The sequence below is a fragment of the Chitinophaga sp. genome (assembly GCF_036569125.1).
GTDB lineage: Bacteria > Bacteroidota > Bacteroidia > Chitinophagales > Chitinophagaceae > Chitinophaga.
Genome location: NZ_DATCRF010000359.1, coordinates 1 through 14,175, shown reverse-complemented (window position 1 = coordinate 14,175; position 14,175 = coordinate 1). Strand labels below are relative to the sequence as shown.

The 14,175-nt window shown below is 46.6% G+C and carries 10 protein-coding genes; 7 read left to right on the top strand and 3 right to left on the bottom strand.

Features of this window, described 5'->3' with window-relative positions; all coding sequences use genetic code 11:
• The 5 genes from VIM87_RS13230 to VIM87_RS13210 all read left to right on the top strand — a co-directional run.
• On the top strand, positions 1-375 hold a 375-nt coding region (locus tag VIM87_RS13230), incomplete at its 5' end, for a UDP-2,3-diacylglucosamine diphosphatase (RefSeq protein WP_414649638.1).
• A 178-nt stretch (positions 376-553) separates the two neighbouring features.
• Entirely contained in the window at positions 554-952 is a 399-nt protein-coding gene (locus tag VIM87_RS13225) for a hypothetical protein (protein ID WP_331997454.1), read from the top strand.
• A gap of 146 nt (positions 953-1,098) precedes the next feature.
• Positions 1,099-3,900 (top strand): TonB-dependent receptor, encoded by a 2,802-nt coding sequence (locus VIM87_RS13220; RefSeq protein ID WP_331997453.1) that lies wholly within the window; start codon positions 1,099-1,101, stop codon positions 3,898-3,900.
• Between the two features lie 43 nt (positions 3,901-3,943).
• Positions 3,944-5,374, top strand: a complete 1,431-nt coding sequence (locus VIM87_RS13215) for a hypothetical protein (RefSeq protein ID WP_331997452.1) — start codon at positions 3,944-3,946, stop codon at positions 5,372-5,374.
• Positions 5,375-5,832: 458 nt separating this feature from the next.
• Positions 5,833-9,078, top strand: coding sequence for a TonB-dependent receptor (locus VIM87_RS13210; RefSeq protein WP_331997451.1), 3,246 nt, complete (start codon positions 5,833-5,835; stop codon positions 9,076-9,078).
• A gap of 220 nt (positions 9,079-9,298) precedes the next feature.
• Here the strand turns inward: VIM87_RS13210 and VIM87_RS13205 are convergent, their stop codons facing one another.
• The 3 genes from VIM87_RS13205 to VIM87_RS13195 form a co-directional block, all read right to left on the bottom strand.
• Complete coding sequence (locus tag VIM87_RS13205; RefSeq protein ID WP_331997450.1) at positions 9,299-9,583, bottom strand: YHS domain-containing protein; 285 nt, start codon at positions 9,581-9,583, stop codon at positions 9,299-9,301.
• A gap of 12 nt (positions 9,584-9,595) precedes the next feature.
• Positions 9,596-9,820: a hypothetical protein gene (locus VIM87_RS13200; protein ID WP_331997449.1), complete on the bottom strand. Its 225-nt coding sequence runs from the start codon at positions 9,818-9,820 to the stop codon at positions 9,596-9,598.
• A 96-nt stretch (positions 9,821-9,916) separates the two neighbouring features.
• Positions 9,917-11,971, bottom strand: a complete 2,055-nt coding sequence (locus VIM87_RS13195) for a M13 family metallopeptidase (RefSeq protein WP_331997448.1) — start codon at positions 11,969-11,971, stop codon at positions 9,917-9,919.
• A gap of 138 nt (positions 11,972-12,109) precedes the next feature.
• Between VIM87_RS13195 and VIM87_RS13190 the strand changes: the two genes are divergently transcribed.
• Together VIM87_RS13190 and VIM87_RS13185 are read left to right on the top strand one after the other, a co-directional pair.
• Positions 12,110-12,598, top strand: coding sequence for a hypothetical protein (locus VIM87_RS13190; protein ID WP_331997447.1), 489 nt, complete (start codon positions 12,110-12,112; stop codon positions 12,596-12,598).
• Between the two features lie 182 nt (positions 12,599-12,780).
• A complete protein-coding gene (locus tag VIM87_RS13185) occupies positions 12,781-14,037 on the top strand; it encodes a replication-associated recombination protein A (RefSeq protein WP_331997446.1) in 1,257 nt (418 codons plus the stop codon).
• The last annotated feature ends 138 nt before the right edge of the window (positions 14,038-14,175 follow it).

Below are 14,175 nucleotides of genomic sequence, written 5' to 3'. Positions count from 1 at the left end.
AATATACTGGAAAGTATGGGCCGCGAAAAACTGTCTTTCTCCAAAAAGGTGAAGCATAGCGTGAAGCAGGCGGTGAAGTTTATATCGGATTTTGAGCAGATAGTGGCAGAGATCGCTATTGACAAAAAATTTGATGTGGTGTGCTGCGGGCACATCCACCAGCCTATTATAAAGGAAATGCAGCATAACGGCGGAACCGTTACCTACATGAACTCGGGCGACTGGGTAGAGAGCCTGACCTCACTGGAATACAGCAGCGGGGAATGGAAACTATACCAGCACCCGGTTACCAAAGCCAAGGTAGTGTTACCCGATGAAGATGATGACAGCCCGCTTCCCTGGGAAGTATCCAAAGTCATTAGCTTTAATCCCTGATACCTTATTTGCTATCCTTCCCATCTCCTACTGCACGCTTGAATACCCGGTTACATAAGTAATTGCTGTCATGTTATTTACAATAACATAACAGCTGCTTAATATTTAATTAAAGGTAAGCCGTTAAGTTTGCCGGAATCACAATCCTATAGCCAGGATGCAGTAATACCATATTGAGATGAAAGTTCTGAAGTTTCACCCTTTGATGACCATTTCCCTGCTGCAATTGCAGTTTCAACGGCTGCTAAGCTGTAATGTAACCGTGTATGTGCATAACTCCCTGGGTAATGCCTTTGACACGCTGAAGGAAGCCGGTTTCCCTGCGGATATGCTGGTAGAATACCCCATAGATGAAACCCTGAGCCTGCGCGAGTTTGAACAGGAGCTGGAAGAAAAGTTCAACTTCAGCCTGGAGCTGTGTAATAAAAAAGATAACAAACCCTTTACCAATAAAAGCCAGCACCTGTTCCAGATCATTTCAACAGACGGAAGCCGGGAAGATGGCAATAATGCCCTGGATATTTCGCTGGACCTGTGGCTGAATAACCGGCAGGCGCCCCCCGGTTTTTCCTGCTAATGAAAGCCTGTCATATGAAATTCATGCACCCCCTATCCTTAATAATTTCTTAATGATTCTTTAACAACTTAACATTCTGGTAATACAGGCTTAACAATGCAGTAATAAGCCAGCAATAGTTTTGCGCTACATTCTATCAACACATAATGAAACGCGAACTAGTTCCAGCACAACTTTGGATATTATTCCTGTGCGTATTGGGTTTTGTACAAAATGTTTTTGCAGCAGATCCCGGCAAAATAGCAGGTAAAGTAACTGATAAGAAAACAGGGGAAGCCCTTATTGGGGTAACAGTAGTGATACAGGGCAGCGCAAAAGGCGCCGTAACAGATGTGGAAGGCCGTTATATTATAAGCGTAGATGCAGGTACCTACACGGTAGATTTTAAATACATGGGGTACCAGACCAAATCCATTAGTGAAGTAGCGGTAAAAGCCGGCGCCCCCACTACCCTGGATGTAATTATGGACGAACCCTCTTCCAAAGCTTTGCAGGAAGTAGTGGTAACCGCCTCTGCCCGTAAAGAATCCTTAAATGCATTATTAGCCTATCAGAAAAATACCAATACGGTAGCACAGGTAGTTTCTTCTGAAACCATCAAAAGATCTCCCGATAAAAATACCAGTGAAGTATTAAAAAGAGTATCCGGCGCATCGATACAGGAAGGAAAGTTCCTGATCGTAAGAGGGCTGGCAGACCGGTACAACCAGGCTACACTGAACGGCGCTTTACTAAGCAGCACAGAGCCTGACCGTAAAACATTCTCCTTTGATATTTTCCCCTCCAATATTATAGACAACATTATTATTAATAAGGCGGCTATTCCCGAAATGCCCGGGGAGTTTGCCGGCGGCCTGGTACAGGTGAATACCAAAGACGTACCGGACGATAACTTTTTTACCGTAACAGTTGGTACCAACCTGAATAGCCAAACCACCGGAAAAGATTATTATAAATACCAGGGCGGTAAGCTGGATTTTCTGGGTATTGATGACGGGGACCGGAAGCTGAACAGCAATTTCCCGGCTTTAGATAATTACAATGCTTTAAGCCTGGATCAGAAGGGGGCAGCCGCCAAGCTGCTATCATCCAGGTGGGGCGCTACCAGCAGCAGCGCGCCTATAAACGGTAACCTGCAGGTGGCTGGTGGTTTTACTTCCAAAGGCAGCAGCAATAAAAAACTGGGTGGCATATTTGCCCTGAACTATAACAGAACCGGACGGTATGTAAAAGCAGAAAGGGCTTTGTACCAGGTAGCCGACGGCCGTAAGTATTATGACTTTGACGATAATGTATATACGGATAATGTTTTGGCCGGCGCACTGGCTAACCTTACTTTCCAAAGCGGTGTGAACAAGCTTAGCTGGAAAAACTCCTATAACATTACCAGCAGTGATCAAACCCTGCTCCGTACCGGCCAGCGCTATGATGCAGATACTTTTAATGTACGCTCTCAGGAATTGTATTTTAAGTCGAACCGGCTTTTCAATTCCCAGCTGATAGGCGATCATTTTTTCAAGCTTAGCAATATTAAATTAAGATGGAACGGCAACTTCTCCTACCTGGTACAAAATGTACCTGACCTGAGAAGGCTGGTATATAATTCCACTGACGGGCCTAATGGTACTTATTTTGTAAAAGCGGGCGTAGGAGAAAACTCCGGCAGCCCTATTAATGCCGGCCGGTTTTATTCCAAGCTGGATGAGAAAGTATACGGCGGCGGCCTGGATGCGGCCAAAAATTTTAAATGGTTAAACCAGCAGCAGCAAATTAAAATAGGCGGCCTTTACCAGCGTAAGAACCGCACCTTCACTTCCAGGGCGCTTGCCTTAACCGCTTTGGAAAGCACTTATACCAATAACCCGGCACTGTATCAATTACCGGCCGATAAAATATTTGCACCGGAAAATTTAGGTGCTGATAAGTTCTTTTACTTCGATCCAACCGAACCAACGGATTCCTATACTTCCTCTTCTAACCTGGGAGCAGGATACCTGCAGTTTGACAACCAGTTTGGAGAGAAGCTGAGAATAGTTTGGGGCGTGCGTGCAGAAATATTTTCACAGCAGCTGAAATCCAATAACAAAACCAGCTACGATCAAAGTAATACGGACATCTTACCATCCGTGAACATTACTTACCAGCTGAACCCAAAAACAAACCTGCGTTTAAGCGGCTCCCAAACAGTGGCCCGGCCTGAGTTCAGGGAAGTAGCCTCTTTCCGCTTCTTTGATAACGATAAGGTAGGGGTAGTATATGGCAACCCGGATCTTAAGCGCAGCAAGATCACGAATGCAGACCTGCGTTACGAGCTATACCCGGCTGCAGGCGAGGTGTTAACACTGGGTGTTTTCTACAAACATTTTGACCGGCCTATAGAATCTACATACACCGTTAACTCGGGTACGCCTACTTTCTCCTACGCCAATGCAAAAACTGCAAGAAGCCTGGGAGCAGAGCTGGAGTTCAGGAAAAAGCTGGATTTCTTTGGTTCTGCACTGTTGGAAAAATTCACCCTGTTCTCCAACGTAGCGGTGATCAATAGTAAGGTGCAGTATCCTGATGATTACGCCGGTGAGCTGGAATCAAGGCCCATGCAGGGACAATCGCCCTTTGTAATTAACGGCGGCCTGCAGTTTGAAAATGCGGCTTCCGGTACCAACGCTACTGTATTGTTTAATATGATCGGCCGCCGGGTGTACCAGGTAGGGAACGCAGATTTCCCCAGTATCTGGGAAGCGCCCCGTCCTTTACTGGACTTCCAGGTATCACAGCGCCTGTTCAAAAATGCAGAGATCAAGCTCACTGTATCAGATATCATTAATAAGAAAGCCATCTTTTACCAGGACATGAACGAGAACAAGCATTACGATGAGGCAGGCGATTACAAAGCCTTCCAGTTCAGGTACGGCACCAACTACGGCTTATCATTTACCTATAGTTTTTAATCTAACACCAATTTTATAAATGTTTACTCAAAAAAGAATGCACATGAAGAAATTTGCGTTACTTGCCTTTGCCGGCGCACTGGCTCTGGCATCCTGCAGCAGCGATGATGACAACAATCCTAACCCGCCCGCTGGTGGTGGCGACAACCCGGATACCTTAAAAACTTCCGTTACTACCAGCACTACTTTAAAAGCTGATAAAGTACACTACCTGAATGGAGTAGTATTTGTAAAGAACAATGCTACCCTTACCATTGAACCCGGTACTGTTATCAAAGGTATTAAAGGTTCCAAAGCTACCCTGATCGTTACCAAAGGCGCCAAATTAGTGGCTGCCGGTACTGTAGATAAGCCTATCGTATTTACTTCTAACCAGGCTGCCAATGCCAGAGCGCATGGTGACTGGGGTGGTATTGTATTGGTAGGTAAAGCTAAAGTGAACACTACCTGGAATGGTGTGGCCGGCCGCCGTGTGGTGGAAGGTTTTAGCGCTGCTGACCGTGATTCTTACAAAGATGATATCATAGGCGGTGGCGATGATGACAGCGATAACTCCGGTACACTGAAATATGTTCGTATTGAATATGGTGGTATTCCGTTGTCAACAGAAGCTAACTCAGAGCTGAACGGTCTTACTTTTGTAGCTGTTGGTTCAGGCACTACTGTTGATCACATACAGGTAAGCTATTCCGGCGATGATTCTTATGAGTGGTTTGGCGGTACTGTAAATGCCAAATACCTGGTAGCTTTCAGCGGTGTGGATGATGATTTTGATACCGACAATGGTTACAGGGGTAAAGTGCAGTTTGGTGTTAGTATCCGTAACAAAGACCTGTCAGACGTTACAAACGCTTCCGGTGCATCCAATGGTTTTGAATCTGATAACGAAGAAAATCCGCCGGCTACACCCAGCAGTCCTAATACTGCCCCGGTATTTTCCAACATGACCATCCTGGGTCCTGGTGTTATAGGCGATGGTACTTTACCTGCCGGCCATGTATTTAAAAGAGGTGCGCACATCCGCCGCGCCAGCCAGCTGTCACTGTACAATTCTGTGATCGCAGGTTTCCCTACCGGTTTACTGCTGGATGGCGATCAAACTGTTAATTATACAATTGCCGGTACACAGGCTGTTAAAAATACTTTCGTTGGCATGGCAGCTTCCAAGAAGCTGGATGCAGTAGTAACAGCAGCAGTTACTTTTAATGTAACTAACTGGTTCACTACCGCTGCCTTTGCAAATGATGTTAGCCTGAACACCGCTGCTGATCTGAAATTAACTAACCTGACCAGCTTAACCGCGATCGATCCCAAGCCCCAGGCCGGATCTCCGCTGCTGAATAAAGCTGCTTTTGCAGATGCTAAAGTAGCAGATGCATTCTTTACAAAAGTTACCTATGTAGGTGCTTTTGCAGAAGGCGATACCTGGTTAGCTACCTGGACAAACTTTAACCCGAACGCTACTGCATATTAATAGTATGCTCCGGTAATAAATAAGTTTGTTTATTTAATTAAGCGTAAGCGTAGATTTTCATAAACTGTTCAAGTACCGTCCTGCTTTTTAGCGGGACGGTTTTTTTATGGTCAGCACTAAGCATAAGAAAGATGGCTTCTTACAGGGGGCCATCTTTTTTTACATCAACACTAAACTTAATATTCCCGTAACAATCCCATAACACTGCTTATCTATTTTCGGAGAATATGCGAACTGAACGGGGTTAACCCGAAGGGGATGCTCATTCCTTAACCTTAAACTTTAAGAAATAGAAGATTCTATCAGCCTAAAACCCATAAAAACAGCACATATCACATCATAATTGATCTGTAATACTGTGAAGATCATAGTCGCGCCTGCGAGTTAACATTAATTTAATATTCCGTTAACATACGCATAATGTGGCAAGGGTACGTTTGCGTCAAAATTCCAAAGACGTGAACAGGATTCTCTACGCAATTTTATTACTGGCCGGTTGTTTTACGCTAACCACTACCGGTTTGTACGCACAAGTCACCACCTCCCAGATCACTGGCAGGGTTACCAATGCCAAAGGTGAAAACCTGCCCGGTGTTACGGTAGTAGCTGTAAATACCAGCACCGGCGCTAAATCCGGGGCACAAACCAATGCCGATGGCCGCTACATTTTACCTAACCTGAATCCCGGTGGGCCTTATACCATCAGTGCATCTTTTATAGGTTATAAAAAAGACGAACGGGCTGATATTAACCTGGGCCTGGGCGCAAGCAGCTTTAACTTTAAGCTGGAAGAAGAATCTACCGCTTTAACTGAAGTAGTGGTAGTAGGCAACACTGCGCCTAAAAGCGGCCGCATAGGACAGGAGCAGCTGAAAACCCTGCCCAGCCTTAGCCGCAGCTTACAGGATTTTACCCGCGTTACCCCGCAAAGCAACAACAACTCTTTCCTGGGTACCAACTTCCGTTATAACAACGTAACGCTGGATGGTGCTATTAATAATGATGCTATTGGTTTTAGCCCTTCACTGGGCGGACAAACCAACAGCTCGGGCCAGCCGGGCAGCAGCACCCGTACCAACCCGGTATCGCTGGATGCTATCCAGGATATACAGGTATACCTGGCGCCGTATGATGTGAAGATCGGTAACTTCTTAGGCGGTAGTATTAACGCCGTTACCCGCAGTGGCACCAATGAGTTCCATGGCTCCGTATACGGTTATGGCCGTGGCGCTTTTATGATAGGCCCCAACAACGCCGGCGACGGTTCCAAGCTGCCTTCTGATTTTCATGATTACCAGACCGGTGTTCGTGTAGGCTTTCCCATTATAAAAGATAAGCTGTTCTTCTTCAGCAACGAAGAAATTACCCGCCGCCGCGATCCTGTGATCCTGGCTGCCGGTTCACCGGATATGAAGCTGCTGACCGCTGATCAGGCAGAACAGATCAAACAGCACATGCTGAGCTTTGGCGCCGATTACAATCCCGGCACTTATGATAACACCAGCATTTACTCCAATTCCAACAAGTTCTTTAACCGTTTAGACTGGCGTATTAACGACAAACATCAGCTGTCTATCCGTAACAATACCATCACCTCACAGGCTACTAACCTGGAGCGCGATCAGCAGAACTTCCGTTTTGGCGGTATTGACTACAAACAGGTGAACAACCAAACCTCTACGGTAGCTGAGCTGAAAAGCCAGTTTTCCAATACACTGTCCAACAGCCTGATAGTAGGTTATTCCAGCATTCACGATTATCGTGATCCCGTGTCTAACCCGGCACTGGCGCAGATCCAGATCGCTTCCAACGGCGGTACCATTTTCCTGGGTACAGACCGTGAGGCCAGCATCTTTAACATGAAACAAAAAACCTTTGAGTTTACCGATAACGTAACCTTCTTCAAAGGCAACCATAATATTACCATTGGTACGCACAACGAATTATATAACATTACCTATGGTTTTGTGAACTCCTGGAATGGCCGTGTTGACTACGGTTCTATTGCTGATTTCCTGGCCGACAAACCTTCCCGTGTACGTGGCAACTTTAACTATACCGACAATACCCGTGATTATATCATGAATAATCCGCCGGCAGAGTTTAAAGTGCAGCTGTATAGCCTGTACGCACAGGATGAGATTCAGGTGGGCGACCATTTGAAAATTACCCCGGGTGTGCGTTTGGATTATACCTACCTGCCTAACATGCAGCCGCTGAGTGATAAAACCACCGGCTCACCGGTAGATCCTAACTATGGCACTACGTATACTTACACCTTGCCCAGGGATATTAAGAATGATTACCTGAACAATGTGCAGATCTCTCCCCGCTTAGGTTTTAACTATGATGTGAAAGGCGACCAGAGTATTGTTATACGTGGCGGTACCGGCTTATTTACCGGCCGTATTCCGTTTGCATGGTTAGGTTATGCTTATTATAACAACGGCGTTACCTATGGTGCATATGATACCAAGTTTGGTTACAAAACCGATACAGATCGCCCGGCTGCAGGTTCTAACCCCATCTCTACATCCCCTAACGGTTTAGCACAGTTTGTAACTGCACAGGGTAAAGATGTACATGATGCAAAAGGCGCTACCCAGGTTGATATGATCGATAATAACTTTAAAATGCCGCAGATGTGGAGAAGCAGCCTGGCGCTGGATTACAACACAGCTGACCAATGGCGTTTCAGTGTAGAAGGTATTTATACCAAAACTATTCATGACCTGCGTTTTCAGCAGGTGAACCTGGCTGATAACCCGGTTTATTACGAAGCATATGACAAACAGCACCAGCAGCCCATTTTCAGCGGCAGCAAAATAAACCCGCTGTACACCAATGCTTACCAGCTGTCGAACACCGATCAGGGCTACCGTTACAGCATTACCGGCCAGGTGAGCAAACGTTTCAAATTTGGTTTAAATGCAAGCGCTGCGTATACTTATGGCCAGTCTAAAGACATTACCAACGGTATCCGTAACTCCATGGAATCTAACTGGCAGCTGAACCAGGCATTGAACCCTAACAATCCGCAGCTGGCATACTCTAACTTTGATATACGCCACCGCATAGTAGCTACCGCTAACTACCGCCGTGACTGGGCTAAGAAAGGCAAATGGGTTTCCAGCGTTGCCGTATTCTTCAACACCTCATCCGGTGTGCCGTTCACTTACGGTTTCCTGAATACAACCATACAGGGTACACCGCAGCAGGTAAGCCTGGCATATATTCCCAAGAAGGGCGAAACCGTTAACTTCTTTAATGATATTGCCAACGGCGCCACAGCTGTACAGCAAGCTGCAGCCTTTGATGCCTACATTGATAAAGATAAGTACCTGAGCAGCCGCCGTGGCCAGTTCACCGAACGCAATGGCGGCCGTACACCCTGGAACACCCAGGCCGATATCCGCTTTACACAGGACTACAACATTAAAGCCGGTAAGCGTACACACACCATCACGCTTACTTATGATATCGTGAACCTTACCAACCTGCTGAACAAGAACTGGGGTATTCAATACTTCTCATCCAATGCCTTCAACTCTACTGCCAGCGTTGGTTTGAAACAGCAGGGTACACCGGCTAACGCCGCTACCGATTATCCGAAATATACCTGGTCTGATCCGGGCACTCCTTACTCCAGGGACTTCTTTAGCTCCCGTTATCAGATGCAGTTAGGCTTGCGTTACAGTTTCTAAACGCCTGCACATATATTTTCCCAGAGCGTTCCGGTGTAAGCCGGGACGCTTTTTTATTACAGGTGCTAATTAACAATTTGAGACGGCAATACATCTGTCAGCGACTGGACCTCTACTTTTTATGTAGGGTTTAATGGAGATTGATGTACGTGTATATATCATAGCAAAGGGCTGCGCTTTGTAAGAAGCACAGCCCTTTGCTTATAAGTAGTGAGCTGAATTATTTCAGGTTTGCGGCATATTTCTCCGGGTTCTTATCAAACACGCCTTTGCAGGTAGGGGAGCAGAAATGCACGGTATCGCCTTTGTACACGCTATATTCCACATAGCTGGTATCATAAGGCATTTCACAGATCGGGTCGCCCATCCGGCCCAGCGCAATGAGGGTTACCGCGCTAACGGTAGAATCTTCCATGGCTGTTTCCTGCATGGGGGCTTGTTTGGCCGTGCTGCCACAGGACATTAAACCGGCAGCAACAGCAAAAGCAAAAAGTAATTTTTTCATGGCGGAAAATATTTACAGGTTCTCTTCTTTAGCAATGCGCAGCACCGTAATACGGTAATGCAGTTTCAGGCTTAAACCCAGCACGGTACCACATAATGCAGCCAGCAGCAGCATGGTGCCGGTAAAGGTTTCCAGGAAATGAAAAGCCTGCGGAGCGTAAGGCAGCAGGGCAACGATCACAGCAAACAACAATATATTGCGCAGCTCTTTCCGGTATTGTTTCACTAAAGTCAGCATGGTCTTGATCTTTTAAAACGCCACAAATATACGGTAAAAAGCCGTGGCCCGCACAACAATAGCTGTGCGGGCCACGGAGGTTCATATTAGCGGGAATTACCAGATCACCACACGGGCAGTATCTGCCAGCACCATTTTGCCGCTGGTGCAGCCCCAGGCATCCTGGAACTCTTTCATATGCGGCAGCGGGCCGTTAATACGGAAACGGGCCGGGGAGTGCGGATCCGTCTGGATCTGGTTGCGCAGTGCGGCATCGGTTGTATTACCATGCCATACCTGTGCCCAGCCCAGGAAGAAACGCTGTTTCCAGGTGAAACCGTCTATAGGAGCGGGTTCTTTACCATTAAAGGATTGTTCCAGCGCATGGTAGGCCAGGGTTAAACCACCCAGGTCAGCCACGTTCTCGCCAATGGTTAAAGCGCCATTGATCTTGAAACCCGGTTGAGCTTCTATGGTGCTGAAATAATCAATATAACGTTTGGTAAGCTTATCGAAGTTTGCGCGGTCAGCGGCGCCCCACCAGTTCTTCAGGTTACCGTCAGCATCAAACTGGGAGCCCTGATCGTCAAAACCATGGGTAAATTCATGCCCGATCACCGCGATAATACCACCATAATTAATAGCATCATCTGCATTGGGGTTAAAGAAGGGCGGTTGCAGGATACCGGCCGGGAACACTACTTCATTATTCAGCGGGTTATAGTAAGCGTTCACGGTTTGCGGTGTCATTAACCATTCTTTCTTATCTACGGGCTTGCCTATTTTGGCTACTGCTTCATTGTTATCATAGTAAGCAGCAGCAATCAAATTGTCAATGAGGGTGCCGGGCCCGATCTTGATGGAAGAATAATCTTTCCATTTATCAGGATAACCGATCTTGTAGGTAAAGGAGGCCAGCTTTTTATGCGCCATTTTTTTAGTGGAATCGCTCATCCAGGTCAGCTTGTCAATTCTTTCGCCATATACTTTACGTACATTCTCGATCATGTCAGAAACTTTCTGCTTGGAGCTTTCCGGGAAATATTTCTTGGCAAATAATTTACCCAGGGGCATGCCTAAAGTACCGTCTGTAGAGCGGATGGCCCTTTCAGTACGTTTCTTCTGCTCTTTCTGACCGCTCATAACGGTAGCATAGAACCGGAAGTTGGCGTCATCAAATTTCTTGGGCAGGAAGCTGGCGAAATGGCTCAGCAGCTGCCAGCGGGTATATAGTTTCAGGGTTTCCAGCGGAGTAGCTTTCAACAGCGCGCCGGCATTCTTCACATAAGGCTTATCTTCAACGATAATGGTATCACTTTTAATACCCTGCTCGCTGGCGTAAGACTCCCAGTTGAATTGGGGGGCCAGTGTTTTCAGCTCGCTGAAAGCAACTTTATTGTAGGTTTTAACCGGGTCGCGGCGCTGTACGTTGGTAAGCTGCAGCTTTGCCAGTTTGGTTTCAAAATCCAGCAGGGTTTTCCCCGGATCTTTATCTGTGAAACCAGCCATTTGGAACATGGTATCTACATGGGATACAAACTGTTTCCGCACATTTACGGTGTTGGAATCCGTACGGTCATAATAGCTTCTTTCGCGTAAGCTTAAGCCGCCCTGTGAAGCGTATAATGCATTCATGCTGCTGTTGCGGGCGTCGGCATCTATACCGAACATTTCAAAAGTGGGAATGCCCATCTTCTGTAATTCGCCGGTTACTTTAGACCAGTCTTCCAGTGTTTTGATCCCATTGATCTTATCAAGATAGGGTTGCAAAGGTGTAATGCCCAGCTTTTCAATGGTAGCGGTATCCAGGAATGATTTGTAATAATCAGCGATCTGCTGTTCTTCCGTACCTTTTTTAAGTTCTGTTTGCTGGGTGATCTCTGCTATAATGCCTTTTAGCCTTACTTCCTTGTTCTCTTTATCCAGTATGTTAAAGGCGCCCCAACGGCTTTCTGTGGAGGGGATGGGGTTGTTTTTTTTCCAGTTGCCATTCGCAAAATCGTCAAAGTCGTCACAGGGTTTGTAGCTGGAGTCTATGGAGCTCAGATCATAGGCGGGCACTTTGGTTGAGTCGGCGCCCACCTGCTCTGATGTACTTTGTGAATTGCAGGCCGCCATAGATGAGGTTATGGCTGCCAGCAACAATAGCTTTACAGCATGCTTTTTGTTCATAAGTAAAACAGGTTTAGTTTTTAAATTTACACGAATTAAAGATTATTTAACGGATTTGGCGGTTACAGTGCGGAAAATTTGATAGCCGGTTCACTGTCAACTAATTTAGCTAGGTTTGTAAGTATAAAAAGAGTACAGATGTCTTCGAAGTTCGGATTATTCAGGTTTCTCAGTATTATCAGCTTACTGATAGCAGGCTTTTTTACCCTGATAATGTTGTTGGCTTTACTGGTTACACCGGCTTTATCTGCGGTGCTTATTTTTGTATTGTTAACCGGATCGGTAGTGATCCACAGTGTGTTAAGCCTTTCCCTGCAGCAAAGCCTGAAAGACCCTGCCAAACCCCTGAAATCCAATACGCCGGGCGGCATCCGCATTATGGGGTTCATGGCTATTTTTTACGCGGTGATGCTGATCACCAATGGTATTTATGGTCTTGTACACCTGGATGGAATGTTGCAGGAGGCCATGAAGCAGCTGCCTAAGAACCAGCCGGCGCCCAGCATGCAGGCCATGCGTAGCTTAATGACCGGTTTGGTGATCGTGCTGGTGCTGCATGCCGTTGGTGTGCTGATCAACTGTGCTTTATCTTTTGGCTACCTGAGGCAGTGGCAGGAGAAAAAATGAGTTGGCAGTCGGTAGTTGGCAGTGGGCAGTAGCTGGCAGGCTCTTTGTACTTTTGAATTTTAGCATTGAGATATTTTTATTGGTTGTCAGTTTAATATGCAGTGATAGGCCAGGATAAATATTATTTTCCGGCAGAAGCTCTTCAACTGCAAACTGCCAACTGATTACTAATAACTATTTATATGGAGCCTTTAGCAGAACGTTTAAGACCGGCAGCGCTGGATGAACTGGTGGGACAGGAACATTTGACCGGGGAAGGCAGTATTTTGCGTAAAGCGCTGCAGCAGGGCAAAATACCTTCCATGATCCTGTGGGGCCCGCCGGGCGTAGGAAAAACCACTATCGCCAATATTGTTGCCCATACACTGGAAGTTCCCTTTTATACATTGAGCGCCATATCTGCCGGTGTAAAGGAAGTGCGGGAAGTGATAGAGATTGCCCGCAGGCAGGGCCATGCCGTATTGTTTATTGACGAGATACACCGCTTTAATAAATCCCAGCAGGATGCTTTACTGGGCGCCGTGGAAAAGGGGATCATTACCCTGATCGGCGCTACTACAGAAAACCCTTCGTTTGAAGTGAATGCGGCTTTGCTGTCGCGCTGCCAGGTATATGTGCTGAAACCCCTGGGAGAGCCGGAGTTACGGCAGCTGCTGCAGCAGGCCATGCAAAAAGATGAATGGCTGCGGGAAAAGAACATCAACATCAAAGACACCACTGCGCTGCTGAATATTTCAGGCGGCGATGCCCGTAAGCTGTTAAACCTGTTTGAGCTGGTAGTAGATACCCTGCAGGAAGACCCGGTGGTGATCACCGATGAAAAGGTGATGGACATTGCACAGCAGCGTATTGCTATTTATGATAAGGCCGGGGAACAGCATTATGATATTATTTCGGCCTTTATTAAATCCATCCGCGGCAGCGATCCTAACGGAGCCGTATACTGGCTGGCGCGCATGATAGCAGGCGGGGAGGATGTGAAATTCATTGCCCGCCGTATGGTGATACTGGCATCGGAAGATATTGGCAATGCCAACCCTAATGCGCTGCTGCTGGCCACCAACTGTTTCCAGGCGGTGAACCTGATCGGTTACCCGGAGGCCAGGATCATTCTTTCGCAATGCGCTACTTACCTGGCATCATCGCCCAAGAGCAATGCGTCTTACATGGCTATTGGCGCCGCGCAATCTATTGTATCCCAAACCGGCGACCTGCCGGTGCCGCTGCATATCCGTAACGCCCCTACGAAACTGATGAAGGACCAGGGTTATGGAAAGAACTACAAGTACTCCCATGATTTCCAGAACAATTTTGAGGCCCAGGAATATTTGCCCGATGAAATAGCCGGCACCAAACTTTATGATCCCGGAAAAAATGCAAGAGAAGATGAGCTGCGGCGGTATCTGAAAGCGATGTGGAAAGAGAAGTACAATTATTAATGTGCAGATGTGCAGATATGCAGATGTGCAAATGAGTTTAATGTGCTGGTGAAAAGATGGGTAAATTCGATAATGTGCAGATATGCAGATGTGCAAATGAGTTTAATGTGCTGGTGAAAAGATGGATAAATTCAATAA

Bases quoted from the DNA above. Each gene is read 5' to 3' on its own strand.
- VIM87_RS13200 (WP_331997449.1), bottom strand. From the start codon at position 9,820: ATGCTGACTTTAGTGAAACAATACCGGAAAGAGCTGCGCAATATATTG.
- VIM87_RS13195 (WP_331997448.1), bottom strand. From the start codon at position 11,971: ATGAACAAAAAGCATGCTGTAAAGCTATTGTTGCTGGCAGCCATAACC.
- VIM87_RS13205 (WP_331997450.1), bottom strand. From the start codon at position 9,583: ATGAAAAAATTACTTTTTGCTTTTGCTGTTGCTGCCGGTTTAATGTCC.
- VIM87_RS13220 (WP_331997453.1), top strand. From the start codon at position 1,099: ATGAAACGCGAACTAGTTCCAGCACAACTTTGGATATTATTCCTGTGC.
- VIM87_RS13185 (WP_331997446.1), top strand. From the start codon at position 12,781: ATGGAGCCTTTAGCAGAACGTTTAAGACCGGCAGCGCTGGATGAACTG.
- VIM87_RS13215 (WP_331997452.1), top strand. From the start codon at position 3,944: ATGAAGAAATTTGCGTTACTTGCCTTTGCCGGCGCACTGGCTCTGGCA.
- VIM87_RS13225 (WP_331997454.1), top strand. From the start codon at position 554: ATGAAAGTTCTGAAGTTTCACCCTTTGATGACCATTTCCCTGCTGCAA.
- VIM87_RS13190 (WP_331997447.1), top strand. From the start codon at position 12,110: ATGTCTTCGAAGTTCGGATTATTCAGGTTTCTCAGTATTATCAGCTTA.